We start from the raw sequence: 13,095 nt of genomic DNA, 5'->3' as shown, positions 1-13,095 counted from the left end.
AACAGCCCGAGGGGCGTTTCGCGAGGTTGCGCCGGCCCACCGAGCCGTTCTCGTCGCTTAACTTCTGCCCCCGGCGCCAGTCAATTCGGGATTTTGCCAGACGGATCTCAATTTCCACGTGAGCGCATTGCCTGTGAAAACACTCCAAAGTAGAGGTTTTTCTGCTTGTTGCATATTTGCAACCTTCAGCCATCGTCTTCGCGGCATCCCCGGCAAAAGTAAGCCGGGCTAACGCACCTGGATGATATCCACCGGATCAGGCTGGGACTCGTCGAAGATGCCGCAGGTAAACACGCCCGTGCGGCATCCGTCCGTGTCGAGGTTGCAGCGGTGCGGCAGGATCTCCGGCAGCCCATCGGCCTGCGGGAAATGCCCGTGGACGAGGTACGGCGCACCGAGATCGGCTGCGGGGGCGAGCGGCGTCCGCGCGCCGAGCAGCATCGTGTCGTCCTGATATTCCATGTTCCCGACCGCCGGGTCGATGGAGGCGTGGACGAAGACGCGCTCGGTGTCCTCGACGTAGCGCAGCAGCTTCTGCCGCAGGAAGTCGATGTAGAGAGCCGGGATCTCGGCGGCCTTCGCGACCCCGAAGCTGCGCAGGGTCGCGCCGCCGCCATGATAATCAAAGTTCCAGATGGAGCGCGCATCGCCCCGCGCGGCGGCCAGCAGCATCATGTCATGGTGCCCGCGCAGCGCCATGACCGCGGGCCGGTCAATCAGCAGATCGAGCACCTTGCGCGTATCCGGGCCGATGTTGACGTAGTCGCCGAGCAAGACGATCCGGTGCGGATCCTCGCCCGCATGCGTCGCGATCCGCTCCAGGACGAGACGAAGGCCATCGACGCAACCATGAATATCGCCGATGGCGTAGGTGTTCATCCCATCCAAGCCTGCGGTGACGGAATTGGCTGCTCTCGCCCGTCTCGCGCAGCGGATTGATCACATTTTTCGTTTTCCCTGGAAAGGTTGCACACGGTCAGTTTCCACACCCGTGGGCTGGGTGAGGCTGCCCAACCCCAATTGTACAACTCTAGGCAGCCGGCCGCAGCGATTGTCGCGGGGCTCTAAAGCGAAGTTCTCGCGCGCCGATGGACATTAACTGTCATTGCGGATGAACGGGCGAAACGCCCTCGAAATCAGGGAAAACTTGGCCGCTCCGTGGCGGCGGGACTTGAGTCGCAGGCCAATTCAGACAAAATTAACGACAAGGCTCAGCGTCGAGCCTTGCCTTCCTGCGGGCACCGTCCACCATGTTTCCGAACATCAATCCCGTGAAGAAACTGCGGTTTGAACGGAGCGAAGACTTCGAGACACCGACCGTGACCGCCCCCGCAGCCGCGCAGCCGACGGGCAGCATTGCGACGATCCTGAGGGCCTTCGGGTCTTCCATCGACGATGACTTGTCGAGGTCCACGATGCGCGAGCCCAATACGGACTGGTCCGTCCTCATCGACCGCATCCGTTCGACGGCGTCCCGCATCCGCGAGGTCGAGGCGCAATCCCGCGAGCGGGAATCGCATGTCGAGGAATTGCTGGAACGCGCCCGCGCCGACATGAGGATGGCGGAGGAGCGCGTCCGGGCGGCGGAGGCGCAGGCCTCCGATCTGCAAGTCGCCGCGATGGAGCGGGTGCGCGCCGCCGAGGAGCGCGCCGCCCAGGCCGAGGAGCGCGCCCGGATCTCGGAAGCGTGGCTCAAGCAGATCCACGAGACGATCTTCAACGAGTTCACCGTCCTCGACGAGGCCCCGCGCTGATGTCGCGCCAACTCCACGATCGCCCGGACACCGACGGGGACGCCTTGTCCGACAACGATTGGGAGAACCGCCCGACTCTGCGCCAACTCTTGGCCCCAGGGCACGGAAGCGGCGTGGTGCAGCTCTTCCCCGAGCCGGCTCGCGCGGACGAGATGGAGGACGAGCCGAACTGGCCCGCCGCCATCGAGTTGATCCGCGATGTCGGCTCGCGGATGCGCCAGGCACGCCGCTTCGCGCAGGACGTCGTGCAGCATTCGCAGGCTGTCCTCGACGGCACGATGCACCGCCTGGAAGAGACGGAGCGCCGCCTGCGCCTCGCGGAATCGGCGGCGCGGGACGCGCATCTGCGCGCCGAGCGGGCCGAACTCGCGGCGCAGATGGCCGATGCCCGCGCGCGGCGCGCGGAGGAGGAAACGGAGCTGAACCGGGCCAAGCTCGCGGAAGCGCAGATGTGGCTGAAGCGGCTCTACAGCTCTGTGCAGATCGAGTTCCGCGACCTGTCCGAAGAGGACTGAGCCGGCTTGTGGTGCGGGTAGAGGGAATCGAACCCCCACGCCTTGCGGCTGGCGATTTTGAGTCGCCCGCGTCTACCAATTCCGCCATACCCGCGCGGTGGCGCTCATCGCACAGGTCGCCCCGTGCGGCCAAGAGTTTTCTCCCGCCCTCCGCCTCTCTGGCGTTACGCGGTGGGCTGTGCTTGAAGGGTCGCCGCTTTCCTCGCACTCCCCGGACGACTTGATGCTGCGGCGGCTCTACGCCTGGATCCTCGCCCTGAGCGACCGGCCCTCCGCGCCCTACGCCCTCGGCGCGGTGGCGTTCGCGGAAAGCTCGTTCTTCCCCGTGCCCCCGGATGCCATGCTGGTGCCGATGGCGGTGAGCCGCCCGGATCGGGTCTGGTTCTACGCGACCGTCGCGACGGTCTGCTCGGTCCTCGGCGGGTTGGTCGGCTACGGCATCGGCGCGCTGCTGTTCGATTCCCTCGGCGAATGGGTCATCAAGCTCTACGGCCTGCAGAACTCGGCGGATGCCTTCCAGCGCTCCTATGCCGAGTACGGCCATTGGGTGATCCTGCTGAAGGGCCTCACGCCGATCCCTTACAAGCTCGTGACCATCACGTCGGGACTGGCCCATTACAGCCTGTTCTGGTTCACGGTGCTGTCGATCATCACCCGCGGGGCGCGGTTCTTCATCCTCGCCGCCCTACTGGGCCGCTACGGCGTGCAGATCCGCGGCGTGCTCGATCGGCATCTCAACGCGGTGGCCGCCATCTCCATGGCGGTGATCGTCCTCGGCTTCGTCCTGTTCAAGGTGATTTTGTAGTGATGGATACGCGTGCTGCCGTCCGCCTGAAGACAGCCGGCCTCTGGCTCGCCCTCGTCGCGGCAGTGACAGTCGGCGCCGCGCTCGTGCTGCAATACGGCTACGGCTACGTGCCGTGTAAGCTCTGCCTGACCGAGCGTCTGCCCTATTACGCGGCGGTGCCGCTCGGCCTCGTGGCCCTATTCGCGCCGGAGCGGCTCGCTCGGCTCGCCCTCGGCCTCGCAGCCCTCGGCCTGCTCTATGGCGCGGGTGTCGGCGTTTATCATGCCGGCGCCGAATGGGGCTTCTGGCCGGGCCCGACCGATTGCGGCGGCGGCACGGGCGCCAACCCTGCCGCCGTCGGCGACTTCATGAACTCGCTCCAGAGCGTGCGCGTGGTGGATTGCTCGGTGGCGGCCCTGCGCGTCCTCGGCGTCTCCCTCGCCGGATGGAGCGCGCTCGTATCCTTCGTCCTGGCGTCCTTCGCGGGGACGACGGCGCTCCGGCGCTAGTTCCGGTCGTCCGGTAGCATCGGGATCGGGGCGACCTCGATCCCCTCATCGATCAGGGCGCGGGCCTCGTCGAGGCTCGCATGCCCGTGAATCGAGCGGCCTTCGGCCTCGCCGTAATAGATCTTCCGCGCCTCCTCGGCGAAACGCTCGCCGACATGCTCGGAATGGGCCGCCACATGGTCGTGCAGCGCCTTGATCATCTCGCGCAGCTTGCGCTCCGGCTCGGCGATCATCCGCACCGGCGTCTCGGGCGTCGGCGCCGGGATGGGCACCTCCGCGCGGTCCTTGCGCGCAATCATCGGCGCCATGATGGCCTTGGAGACCGACCCGCTGCCGCAATGGGGACAGGTCACGAGGCCGCGCGAGACCTGGATCTCGTACGAATCCGAGGAGGAAAACCAGCATTCGAAGCCGTGCGCGGCCTCGCAGACCAGATTGTACCGGATCATTCGCGTGCGGTTCGGTGTCTCAGGACTTCGCCACGATCCGTTCGACGCTGAACGGCCGGGCATGGCGAAGCGACGGGATGCGCGCCCTCGCATCCGCGACTTGGGAAAGGTCGATCTCGGCCAGGATCACCCCCGGCTCGGTGCCGCCCTCGGCGAGGACGCGGCCCCACGGATCGACGATGATCGAGTGGCCATACGTCTCGCGGCCGTCCTCGTGGACGCCGCCCTGCGCAGCGGAGATCATGAACGAGCCGGTCTCGATGGCCCGCGCCCGTTGCAGGACCAGCCAATGGGCCTCCCCGGTCTGCCGGGTGAAGCAGGCCGGGCCGGTGAGGACCGTGGCACCGGCCTCCGCCAGCGCCCGGTAGAGGGCCGGGAAGCGGATGTCGTAGCAGATCGTCAGGCCGAAGGTGGCGAGCGGCGTCTCCGCCACCACGGCACAGCCGCCGCCGGTATAGGTTGAGGATTCGCGCCAGCTCTCGCCGCTCGGCAGATCCACGTCGAACAGGTGCAGCTTGTCGTAGGAGGCGGCGATGCCGCCCTCCGGGTCGATGAGGAACGCGCGGTTGGCGATCTTCTCGCCGTTGCGCACGGCGATGGAGCCGACCTGCACCCAGGCGCCAACCTCCCGCGCCGTCTGGCGCAGGGCGGTGAGGGTGGGATCGGAGTTCTCGTCCGTGACGACCGCGAACAGCCGCTCGCGGCTGCGCTCCACCAGGGAGGTCATCTCCGGGGTCTGGATATAGCTGGCGCCCTGCCCCGCCGCCTCGCGCAGGCCCGCGACGGCGGCATCGCGATTGGCCGCCGGGTCGCGCCCGGATCGCATCTGGACGCAGGCGGCGATGAAGCGCTCAGGCATCGGCCGGTGCCTTCAGCAGCGGATCGAGCTTGCCCGAGCGGTCGAGGGCATAGAGATCGTCGCACCCGCCGACATGGGTCGCGCCGACGAAGATCTGCGGCACGCTCGTGCGGCCGCCTGCCCGCTCGACCATCGTCGCACGGGCGCCGGCCGCGCGCTCCACGTCGATCTCCTGGAAGGCCACGCCCTTCTGCGACAGCAGGCTCTTGGCCGCCGCGCAATATGGGCACCAGGACGTGGTGTAGATGGTGACCGGCTGCATTGTCGCTGCGTCCCGCGCGGAAGATCACCCATATAGGGGCTTCGCGCGGAACTTGCCTATGGCAGCGCGGTCACGCGCAGCCGTGTCAGGCGGCGAGCAGCTTCTCGACCTCGTTGACGAGATCGCGCAGGTGGAACGGCTTCGAGAGCACCTTCGCGTCCTTCGGGGCCTTCGAGTCCGGGTTCAGCGCCACGGCCGCGAAGCCGGTGATGAACATCACCTTGATGTCCGGGTCGAGCTCGGTGGCCCGGCGGGCCAGTTCGATCCCGTCCATCTCCGGCATCACGATATCGGTGAGGAGAAGTTCGAACGGCTCCTCCCTCAGGCGGTTATACGCCGAGAGGCCGTTGTCGAACGAGAGCACGTCGTAGCCTGCGTTCTGCAGCGCCTTGGCCAGGAACCGGCGCATGTCGTTGTCGTCTTCCGCCAGCAGAATTTTCATCGGACGGTTCCGAGACCTTGAGTCGAAGCGTTGATCCCACAAAGGGACGGCTTGGTAAACAACGGGTAACCAAAGCGGGTACCGCAAACTGATGACCTACGGGCCGTTGTGTCGTTGCAACCGAGCACGCGGCCAGTGGACAGGCGCGAATCCGCGCCCCAGACTGTGCAGACGGGATACGGGATCGCAGCCGGAGCGTCCACGCCGACGATGACAATCTCCGACACGGAAACGTCAGGGCCGACCGGGCCCGCCTCTCTGTTCGCCCCACCCTTCGCGGTGGACGAGCCGGAGAGCCATTCCATCCCGTTCGTGTTCAACACCGGGCATTCGGGCGCGGTCTATCCGCCGAGCTTCCTCGCGGCCTCCCGCCTGGACGGCTTGAGCCTGCGCCGCTCGGAGGACGCGCATGTCGACCGGCTGTTCGAGCCGGTGGTGCGGCTCGGCGCCCCGCTGCTGCGGGCGAACTTCCCCCGCGCCTATCTCGACGTGAACCGCGAGCCCTTCGAACTCGACCCGCGGATGTTCGAGGGGCGGCTGCCGCCCTACGCCAACACGCGCTCCATGCGGGTGGCGGGCGGGCTCGGGACCGTGCCCCGCGTGGTGGCCGACGGGCAGGAGATCTATGCCGGCCGCATCACCGCGCAGGAGGCGGTGGCGCGGATCGAGACACTGTACAAGCCGTACCACCGCATGTTGCGCGCGCTGATCCAGCGCACGGCGAAGGCGCATGGCACCTGCATCCTGATCGATTGCCACTCCATGCCGTCGAGCAGCCTCGGGCGGGAGGAGGCGAAGGCCGACGTGGTGCTCGGCGACCGCTACGGCACCGCCTGCAGCCCGGCACTCATCGACGCCTTCGAGGCGCAGTTCCAGGCGCACGGGTTCCGCGTGGTGCGCAACAAGCCGTATGCCGGCGGCTTCATCACCGAGCATTACGGCGAGCCGAACCTCGGGCGCCATGCCCTTCAGATCGAGATGAACCGCGCACTGTACATGAACGAATCCAGCCTCGCCCTGACCCGGGATTTTCCCGCGCTGGTCACGGCGCTCGAATCAATCGTCGCGGCGGTGGCGAAGGGGGCGGGCAACGTCTCCCTGCCCCGGATGGCGGCCGAATAAAGCCTACCGCACAGAAAAAAGGCCACTCCCGAAGGAGCGGCCCGAAGTCTAGGGAGGAAACGCCCAAGAAGGGCAACAGGACCGCGACGCCATCGCGTTCCTGCGATGCACAAAATACAGTGCGGCGCACAAAAGACAAGGTCCGTTCTTGCCGCAGATCCTGCTTTCGGCGCATGGCACCCCCGCCGAAACAGGGGACTCGCTCACTGGTCGGCCAGCAGCTTCGCGATCTCGGCCTTGAGCGGGCCGGCGAGGTCCGGGCGCTCCAGCGCGTAGGCGACGTTGGCAGTGAGGAAGCCGAGCTTCGAGCCGGTGTCGTAGGTCCGGCCCTCGTAGCGCATGCCGTAGAAGGACTGCTCGGCCATGAGGTCGATCATGGCGTCGGTGAGCTGGATCTCGCCGCCCGCGCCCTTCTTGCCATGCTCCAGAATGCCGAAGATCTCGGGCTGCAGTATGTAGCGGCCGGAGATGATGAAGTTCGACGGCGCGGTGCCCTGCTTGGGCTTCTCGACCATGCCGGTGATCTCGAAGGTCTGGCCGAAGGTGTCGCCGACGCTGACGATCCCGTACTGATGCGTCTCCTCGGGGGCGACCTCCTCGACGGCGATGACGTTGCCGCCGTGCCGCTCGTAGGCGGCCAGCATCTGGCCCATGCAGCCCCGGCTCAGCATGTCGGGAAGCAGCACGGCGAAGGGCTCGTCGCCGACGATCTCGCGGGCGCACCACACGGCGTGGCCGAGGCCCAGCGGCGCCTGCTGGCGGGTGAAGCTCGTCTGGCCCGCCTGGGGCAGGTCCTTCTTCAACTCGTCATAGGCGGCCTGCTTGCCGCGCTCAACCAGGGTCTTGTCCAGCTCGTAGGCGATGTCGAAATGGTCCTCGATCACGGCCTTGCCGCGGCCGGTGACGAAGATGAAATGCTCGATGCCCGCCTCGCGCGCCTCGTCCACGACGTGCTGGACGACCGGCCGGTCCACGACGGTCAGCATTTCCTTCGGAACGGCCTTGGTCGCCGGCAGGAAACGCGTGCCCAGGCCCGCGACGGGGAGGACGGCCTTGCGGATCGGTTTCATCGTGCGTTGGCCCTGAAGCGATAGAGTTGAGGATGGACCCGACGATGAGACAGACCGCAACGGTCATCGCAAGGTCCGTTTCATGATACTGCCCAGCAGTCCGCCGTAAATATATCGGCGGACGCTACGGGTAGCGTTAATTCTCGGCTTCAACGGAGACAATGCGATGGCGGTGCTGGTGACAGGGGGGGCCGGGTATATCGGCAGCCATATGGTGCTCGCGCTGCTGGATGCCGGACACGAGGCCGTCGTGGTGCTCGATGACCTCTCGACAGGCTTTGATTGGGCGGTGCCGGAGGGTGTGACCCTCGTGGTGGGCGATGTGGCCGATCAGGACCTCGTCACCCGCACCATCCGCGAACACAAGATCGACGCGCTGGCGCATTTCGCGGCCAAGATCGTGGTGCCGGAATCGGTGTCCGACCCGCTGGGCTACTACCTCGCCAACACGGTGAAGACCCGGGCGCTCATCGAGGCGGCGGTGAAGGCGGGCGTCCGCCACGTCATCTTCTCCTCCACGGCGGCCGTCTACGGCGAGCCGGAGGTGGTCCCGGTGACGGAGACCGTGAGCCTCAACCCGATCAACCCCTACGGCCGCTCCAAGCTGATGAGCGAGTGGATGATCGCGGACGCCGCCGCCGCGCTCGGCTTCACCTACGTGGTGCTCCGCTACTTCAACGTCGCCGGGGCCGATCCGAAGGGACGCTCGGGTCAATCGACCCCGAACGCGACGCACCTCATCAAGGTCGCGACCCAGGCCGCCCTCGGCCAGCGGGAACGCCTCGACGTCTACGGCACGGATTACCCGACCCCGGACGGATCGTGCCTGCGCGATTACATTCAGGTCACAGACCTCGCCGAAGCCCATCGCCTCGCTCTCGATTATCTCCGGGGCGACGGCGAAAGCCTCGTGCTGAATTGCGGCTACGGACTCGGCTATTCCGTGCTCGAAGTGGTCGAGGTGGTGAAGAAGGTATCGGGCAAGGACTTCCCGGTGCGCATCTCCCCCCGTCGTCCCGGAGACCCTGCGCGGATCGTGGCGGCGGCGGACAAGATCCGCGAGCGCCTCGGCTGGGTGCCCCGTTATGACGACCTGGAGACCATCGTGACCCAGGCCCTCGCTTGGGAGGATCACCTCAGCAAGCGCAACCGGGTCTGAGCCATGCGCCATCTCGCGGTGTCCCTCGTCGCCTTCGGGCTGCTGGCTGCCGCGCCGTCTTCGGCCAAGCCGGAGGGAAGCCCATCCTTCGTGGGCTTCCTCGCCGACCTGCGCCGGGATGCCGCCGCGCGCGGGGTGTCGGACGGGACCTTTGCGGCGGCCTTCCGCGACGTGAAGGGTCCTGACCCGGCCGTCCTCGCGCGGACGAAGAAGCAAGGCGAGTTCAGCCGCCCGGTCTGGGATTATCTCGTCGGGGCGGTGACGCCGGGGCGGATCGCGCGGGGCCGGGCGCGGGCTCAGGCCCTGGCCGCGACCCCGAAGGGCATCGAATCGCGCTACGGCGTACCCGAGAGCGTCGTGCTGGCGATCTGGGGGGTGGAGTCGGACTTCGGCGCCAGCGCCGGGACGATCTCCACCGTGAAGGCCCTCGCCACCCTGGCTGCCGCCGGCCATCGCGGCGACTTGTTCCGGAACGAATTGCTCGACGCACTTCAGATCCTGCAGCGCGGTGACATCACCCCGGCGACGATGAGCGGGAGTTGGGCCGGCGCGATGGGGCAGGTGCAGTTCCTGCCCTCGACCTATCTCGGCCATGCGGTCGATTTCGACGGCGATGGACGGCGTGACATCTGGCGGGACGAGGCCGACGCCCTCGCCTCCATTGCCGCCTACCTCAAGGATCTCGGCTGGAACCCCGCCGTCTCGTGGGGCTACGAGGTGCGCCTGCCGGACGATTTCGACCTCAGCCGCTATGCCGGCGACCTCTCGGATTTCGCCGCGCGGGGCGTGGCGCGGGCGGATGGCGGCGCCCTTCCCCGTTCCGGGAAGGCGAGCCTGTTCCTGCCGGGCGGGCGCGGCGGGCCGGTCTTCCTCCTCACCGACAATTTCGAGGTGATCCGGGGCTACAACACCTCCGATTCCTACGCCCTCGCCGTAGGCCATCTGGCGGATCGTCTCGCGGGCGGCCCAGCCCTCGCCGCCCCCTGGCCGACGGCTGCGCCGCGCCTCGACGGCGCCGGCATCAAGGCGCTGCAGCAGGGCCTCGCCGATAAGGGCTTCTACCAGGGCGAGGCGGACGGCCGGGCCGGGCCGAAACTGCGCGAGGCGGTGCGCCGCTACCAGATCGATGCGGGTCTTCCGGCGGATGGCTACGCCTCTCCCGCCCTGCTCGCGCATCTAAGGGGGCGGTGAACCATCGCAGGCCTGCGCGCTTAGACGGCGCAGGTTCGTTCCGCTATCGTGGGCGCTTCCTCCGGGTAAGCTGGACGGAAGGCGTGAGCGTATGACGAGATCCTTCTCTCCCCTCTCCCTGGCGGCCGTGCTCGCCCTGATGGTCCTGGCGCCGGGTGAGGCCGCCGCCCAATGGGGCGACGGCTATTCGGATCCGCGCGGCGGCTATTATCAGGCGCCCCCCCGCCGCCGGCCGCGCGACGCCTATTATCGCGATGACGGCGCCTACAACCGCCCGCCGCGCTACGCGCCGCAGCCCGAACCGCAGCGCCAATTCTATTGGCCGTGGGAGGACAGGCCGCAGCAGGCCGCGCCGCAGCCCGAGCGCGCCTATCGCCCGCCGCCGCCGCGCCAGCGCAACTACGGTAACGCGGACAGCCAGCGGTCACCCAGCGTCCAGCGGCGACCGCAGCGGGTGCGCCCGCCGGAGCCGCCGAAGGCCGTCGCCGCCAAGACCGATCCCAGCGTGCAGATCGCGGTGTTCGGCGATTCCCTGGCCGACCATCTCGCCAAGGGCCTGGACGACGCCTTCGAGGACAATTCCGATATCGCCGTGGTCGACCGGGCGAAGGGCGATAGCGGCCTCGTCCGCAAGGACGTGGTCGATTGGCCGAAGGTGGCCGACGATTACCTGACCGCTAACCCCAAGGTCCGTTACGGGCTTGTCATGGTCGGGGCCAACGACCGCCAGCCGATCAAGGACGGCGACACGACGGTCGATCCGCTGACCGATCGCTGGAAGGAGCTTTACCGCGCACGAGTCGAGGCCCTGGTGAAGCCCTTCACCGACCGGAAGATTCCCTTGATCTGGGTCGGGCTGCCGCCGATGCAGAGCCAGAGCCTGACCCGCGACCTCGAAGCGATCAACGACATGGTGCGGGAGACGGTGACGAAGGCCGGCGGGACCTATGTCGACATCTGGCCCGGCTTCGTGGACGACCGCGACCGCTATACCGCGTCGGGTCCGGACCCGGAGGGGCAGATCGCCAAGCTGCGCACCTCGGACGGCGTGCATTTCACCAAGGCCGGCAACCGCAAGCTCGCGCATTTTGCCGATGTCGAGCTGAAGCGGCTGATGGGGACGGCCGCGCCGTCCCTGCCCGAGCAGCCTGCCACGGCCGCCGTCGCGCCGGGTGTGCCGGCCGGCGTGCCGGGGGCGAGCCTCGACGGTGGCGACGCGCAGCCCGGCGACACGGCGGCCATCGACCGTCAGATCACCGCGATGCTGCCGAGCCTGCCCGAGCCCGCCGGGATTCCCGCCCTGCCGGTGAAGCCGGCGGCGGGACCGGTCGTGCCGCTGCTGCGCAACGAGACGTCGCCCGGCGGCGCTTTGCTGAGCGGCCGCCCGCAGGAAGGCGATTCCATGGGAACGGTGGAGCGCACCCTCCAGCGCGGCAACGCCCCCGCCCCGCAGCCGGGACGGGCCGACGATTTCCGCTGGCCGCCCGGCTGAGTCCCTGCCGCCTTAGCGCGGCAGGACGCTGGCGCCCATCAGCGCTTCGTCGATGGCGCGGGCGGCCTGACGGCCCTCGCGGATCGCCCAGACGACCAGGGACTGGCCGCGACGCATGTCGCCCGCCGCCCAGATCTTCGCATCGGAGGTGCGGTAATCCTCTTCGTTGGCCGTGATGTTGCCGCGCTTGTCGACGGTCACGCCGGACTGCTCGACGAGGCCCTTCTGTACCGAACCGGCGAAGCCGATCGCCATGAAGACGAGATCGGCCGGAAGCACGAATTCCGAGCCGGGGATCGGCTGCCGCTTGGCATCGACGCGGGCGCAGACGACGCCGGTCAGCACGCCCTTCTTGTTGCCTTCGAGGCGCAGGGTCGCCGCCTGGAACTCGCGCTCGGCGCCCTCGGCCTGGCTGGAAGAGGTCCGCATCTTGGTTGGCCAGTAGGGCCACACGGTCAGCTTGTCCTCGCGCTCCGGCGGGCGCGGGCGGATGTCGAGCTGCGTCACCGACAAGGCGCCCTGGCGGAAGGCCGTGCCGACGCAATCGGAAGCCGTATCGCCGCCGCCAATCACCACGACGTTCTTGCCGTTCGCCAGGATCGGCGCCTCGCCGTTGCCTCGCATCGGCTCCTGGCCGACCCGGCGGTTCGACTGAACGAGGTAGGGCATCGCGTAATGGACGCCCTCGAACTCCTGGCCCGGCAGGTTCGGGTTGCGGGGATCCTCGGCGCCGCCGCAGAAGATCACCGCGTCGAACTTGGCCTTGAGCTCCTCGACGGACTTCGTGACGCCGATGTTCTCGTTGTAGTGGAAGACGACGCCCTCGGCCTCCATCTGCTTCACGCGCCGGTCGATGTGGCGCTTCTCCATCTTGAAGTCCGGGATGCCGTAGCGGAGCAGGCCACCGGCTTTCGGCTCGCGCTCGAAGACGTGGACGTCGTGCCCGGCGCGGGCGAGCTGCTGCGCCGCCGCCATGCCGGCCGGACCGGAGCCGATCACCGCGACGCGCTTGCCGGTGCGGATCTCCGGCACCTCGGGCTTGATCCAGCCCATGTTCCAGGCGCGATCCGCGATGGCCTGCTCGATCGTCTTGATGGCGACCGGCTGGTTCTCGAGGTTCAGCGTGCAGGCTTCCTCGCACGGGGCGGGGCAGATGCGGCCCGTAAACTCGGGGAAATTGTTCGTGGAATGGAGGTTGCGCGAGGCCTCCTCCCAATCCGACTGGAAGACGAGGTCGTTCCAATCCGGGATCTGGTTGTGGACCGGGCATCCGGTCGGCCCGTGGCAGAACGGGATGCCGCAATCCATGCAGCGGGCCGCCTGCTTGGTCAGGTCATGCTCGTCCAGCGGGAGCGTGAACTCGCGGAAATGCCGAACGCGGTCGGCGGCGAGCTGGTACTTTTGCTCCTGCCGATCGAATTCGAGGAAGCCCGTGATCTTGCCCATCGATCAACCCTTGAGGCCGTCGCGGATCGTCCGATCCG

At 67.8% G+C, this 13,095-nt stretch carries 16 protein-coding genes and 1 tRNA gene; 8 read left to right on the top strand and 9 right to left on the bottom strand.

Annotation, left to right across the window (positions count from 1 at the left end; translation table 11 throughout):
* Positions 1 to 228 precede the first annotated feature (228 nt).
* Positions 229 to 879, bottom strand: a complete 651-nt coding sequence (locus MKK52_RS16570; protein WP_243955649.1) for a metallophosphoesterase — start codon at positions 877 to 879, stop codon at positions 229 to 231.
* A gap of 319 nt (positions 880 to 1,198) precedes the next feature.
* On the bottom strand, positions 1,199 to 1,414 hold the full coding sequence (locus tag MKK52_RS16565) for a hypothetical protein (RefSeq protein ID WP_243955648.1): 216 nt from the start codon (positions 1,412 to 1,414) through the stop codon (positions 1,199 to 1,201).
* Between the two features lies 1 nt (position 1,415).
* On the opposite strand from MKK52_RS16565, the gene MKK52_RS16560 reads away from it, so the two are divergent.
* Complete coding sequence (locus MKK52_RS16560) at positions 1,416 to 1,754, top strand: hypothetical protein (protein WP_243955646.1); 339 nt, start codon at positions 1,416 to 1,418, stop codon at positions 1,752 to 1,754.
* Positions 1,754 to 2,269, top strand: coding sequence for a hypothetical protein (locus MKK52_RS16555; RefSeq protein ID WP_243955645.1), 516 nt, complete (start codon positions 1,754 to 1,756; stop codon positions 2,267 to 2,269). The genes MKK52_RS16560 and MKK52_RS16555 overlap by 1 nt, the downstream gene beginning before the upstream one ends.
* A 9-nt stretch (positions 2,270 to 2,278) precedes the next feature.
* Here the strand turns inward: MKK52_RS16555 and MKK52_RS16550 are convergent.
* Positions 2,279 to 2,363: transfer RNA gene (locus tag MKK52_RS16550), tRNA-Leu, on the bottom strand.
* Between the two features lie 129 nt (positions 2,364 to 2,492).
* Here MKK52_RS16550 and MKK52_RS16545 point away from each other — a divergent pair.
* A complete protein-coding gene (locus MKK52_RS16545) occupies positions 2,493 to 3,074 on the top strand; it encodes a YqaA family protein (RefSeq protein WP_243955644.1) in 582 nt (193 codons plus the stop codon).
* 2 nt (positions 3,075 to 3,076) lie between these two features.
* Positions 3,077 to 3,565 (top strand): disulfide bond formation protein B, encoded by a 489-nt coding sequence (locus tag MKK52_RS16540; RefSeq protein ID WP_243955643.1) that lies wholly within the window; start codon positions 3,077 to 3,079, stop codon positions 3,563 to 3,565.
* Here the strand turns inward: MKK52_RS16540 and MKK52_RS16535 are convergent.
* The 4 genes from MKK52_RS16535 to cpdR form a co-directional block, all read right to left on the bottom strand.
* The gene (locus MKK52_RS16535; protein ID WP_243955642.1) at positions 3,562 to 4,014 is read right to left on the bottom strand and encodes a DUF1178 family protein; all 453 of its coding nucleotides are present in this window, start codon (positions 4,012 to 4,014) and stop codon (positions 3,562 to 3,564) included. The genes MKK52_RS16540 and MKK52_RS16535 overlap by 4 nt on opposite strands.
* A gap of 19 nt (positions 4,015 to 4,033) precedes the next feature.
* A complete protein-coding gene (locus tag MKK52_RS16530) occupies positions 4,034 to 4,873 on the bottom strand; it encodes a carbon-nitrogen hydrolase family protein (RefSeq protein WP_243955641.1) in 840 nt (279 codons plus the stop codon).
* On the bottom strand, positions 4,866 to 5,135 hold the full coding sequence (grxC, locus tag MKK52_RS16525; RefSeq protein WP_243955640.1) for a glutaredoxin 3: 270 nt from the start codon (positions 5,133 to 5,135) through the stop codon (positions 4,866 to 4,868). Before grxC ends, MKK52_RS16530 begins: the two co-directional genes overlap by 8 nt.
* 85 nt (positions 5,136 to 5,220) lie before the next feature.
* Entirely contained in the window at positions 5,221 to 5,577 is a 357-nt protein-coding gene (gene cpdR, locus MKK52_RS16520) for a cell cycle two-component system response regulator CpdR (RefSeq protein ID WP_003603128.1), read from the bottom strand.
* A 210-nt stretch (positions 5,578 to 5,787) separates the two neighbouring features.
* Between cpdR and MKK52_RS16515 the strand changes: the two genes are divergently transcribed.
* Positions 5,788 to 6,699 carry an N-formylglutamate amidohydrolase gene (locus MKK52_RS16515; protein ID WP_243955638.1) on the top strand — a complete coding sequence of 304 codons (912 nt, stop codon included), beginning with the start codon at positions 5,788 to 5,790 and terminating at the stop codon, positions 6,697 to 6,699.
* A 203-nt stretch (positions 6,700 to 6,902) separates the two neighbouring features.
* Here MKK52_RS16515 and MKK52_RS16510 read toward each other — a convergent pair whose 3' ends face one another.
* A complete protein-coding gene (locus tag MKK52_RS16510) occupies positions 6,903 to 7,769 on the bottom strand; it encodes a UTP--glucose-1-phosphate uridylyltransferase (protein WP_243955636.1) in 867 nt (288 codons plus the stop codon).
* Positions 7,770 to 7,935: 166 nt separating this feature from the next.
* On the opposite strand from MKK52_RS16510, the gene galE reads away from it, so the two are divergent.
* From galE to MKK52_RS16495, 3 genes are all read left to right on the top strand, one after another.
* Positions 7,936 to 8,928 carry a UDP-glucose 4-epimerase GalE gene (gene galE / locus MKK52_RS16505; RefSeq protein WP_243955634.1) on the top strand — a complete coding sequence of 331 codons (993 nt, stop codon included), beginning with the start codon at positions 7,936 to 7,938 and terminating at the stop codon, positions 8,926 to 8,928.
* 3 nt (positions 8,929 to 8,931) lie between these two features.
* Positions 8,932 to 10,119, top strand: coding sequence for a lytic murein transglycosylase (locus tag MKK52_RS16500; protein ID WP_243955630.1), 1,188 nt, complete (start codon positions 8,932 to 8,934; stop codon positions 10,117 to 10,119).
* A gap of 91 nt (positions 10,120 to 10,210) precedes the next feature.
* Positions 10,211 to 11,611, top strand: a complete 1,401-nt coding sequence (locus tag MKK52_RS16495) for a DUF459 domain-containing protein (RefSeq protein WP_409564685.1) — start codon at positions 10,211 to 10,213, stop codon at positions 11,609 to 11,611.
* Positions 11,612 to 11,623: 12 nt separating this feature from the next.
* Here the strand turns inward: MKK52_RS16495 and MKK52_RS16490 are convergent, their stop codons facing one another.
* Positions 11,624 to 13,057 (bottom strand): glutamate synthase subunit beta, encoded by a 1,434-nt coding sequence (locus MKK52_RS16490; protein WP_243955628.1) that lies wholly within the window; start codon positions 13,055 to 13,057, stop codon positions 11,624 to 11,626.
* Positions 13,058 to 13,095 lie beyond the last annotated feature (38 nt).

Origin of the sequence: Methylobacterium sp. J-067, assembly GCF_022829465.1 — a bacterium.
GTDB lineage: Bacteria > Pseudomonadota > Alphaproteobacteria > Rhizobiales > Beijerinckiaceae > Methylobacterium > Methylobacterium litchii.
The sequence above is the reverse complement of the archived record's forward strand: the minus strand, read 5'-3'. Positions and strand labels throughout refer to the sequence as shown.

What these genes read in the sequence shown, in the direction of transcription:
- MKK52_RS16490 (WP_243955628.1), bottom strand. Translation starts at nt 13,057, where the DNA reads ATGGGCAAGATCACGGGCTTCCTCGAATTCGATCGGCAGGAGCAAAAG.
- MKK52_RS16500 (WP_243955630.1), top strand. Translation starts at nt 8,932, where the DNA reads ATGCGCCATCTCGCGGTGTCCCTCGTCGCCTTCGGGCTGCTGGCTGCC.
- cpdR (WP_003603128.1), bottom strand. Translation starts at nt 5,577, where the DNA reads ATGAAAATTCTGCTGGCGGAAGACGACAACGACATGCGCCGGTTCCTG.
- MKK52_RS16540 (WP_243955643.1), top strand. Translation starts at nt 3,077, where the DNA reads ATGGATACGCGTGCTGCCGTCCGCCTGAAGACAGCCGGCCTCTGGCTC.
- MKK52_RS16535 (WP_243955642.1), bottom strand. Translation starts at nt 4,014, where the DNA reads ATGATCCGGTACAATCTGGTCTGCGAGGCCGCGCACGGCTTCGAATGC.
- MKK52_RS16555 (WP_243955645.1), top strand. Translation starts at nt 1,754, where the DNA reads ATGTCGCGCCAACTCCACGATCGCCCGGACACCGACGGGGACGCCTTG.
- MKK52_RS16495 (WP_409564685.1), top strand. Translation starts at nt 10,211, where the DNA reads ATGACGAGATCCTTCTCTCCCCTCTCCCTGGCGGCCGTGCTCGCCCTG.
- MKK52_RS16570 (WP_243955649.1), bottom strand. Translation starts at nt 879, where the DNA reads ATGAACACCTACGCCATCGGCGATATTCATGGTTGCGTCGATGGCCTT.
- MKK52_RS16530 (WP_243955641.1), bottom strand. Translation starts at nt 4,873, where the DNA reads ATGCCTGAGCGCTTCATCGCCGCCTGCGTCCAGATGCGATCCGGGCGC.
- MKK52_RS16515 (WP_243955638.1), top strand. Translation starts at nt 5,788, where the DNA reads ATGACAATCTCCGACACGGAAACGTCAGGGCCGACCGGGCCCGCCTCT.
- MKK52_RS16560 (WP_243955646.1), top strand. Translation starts at nt 1,416, where the DNA reads ATGCGCGAGCCCAATACGGACTGGTCCGTCCTCATCGACCGCATCCGT.
- MKK52_RS16510 (WP_243955636.1), bottom strand. Translation starts at nt 7,769, where the DNA reads ATGAAACCGATCCGCAAGGCCGTCCTCCCCGTCGCGGGCCTGGGCACG.
- MKK52_RS16545 (WP_243955644.1), top strand. Translation starts at nt 2,493, where the DNA reads ATGCTGCGGCGGCTCTACGCCTGGATCCTCGCCCTGAGCGACCGGCCC.
- galE (WP_243955634.1), top strand. Translation starts at nt 7,936, where the DNA reads ATGGCGGTGCTGGTGACAGGGGGGGCCGGGTATATCGGCAGCCATATG.
- grxC (WP_243955640.1), bottom strand. Translation starts at nt 5,135, where the DNA reads ATGCAGCCGGTCACCATCTACACCACGTCCTGGTGCCCATATTGCGCG.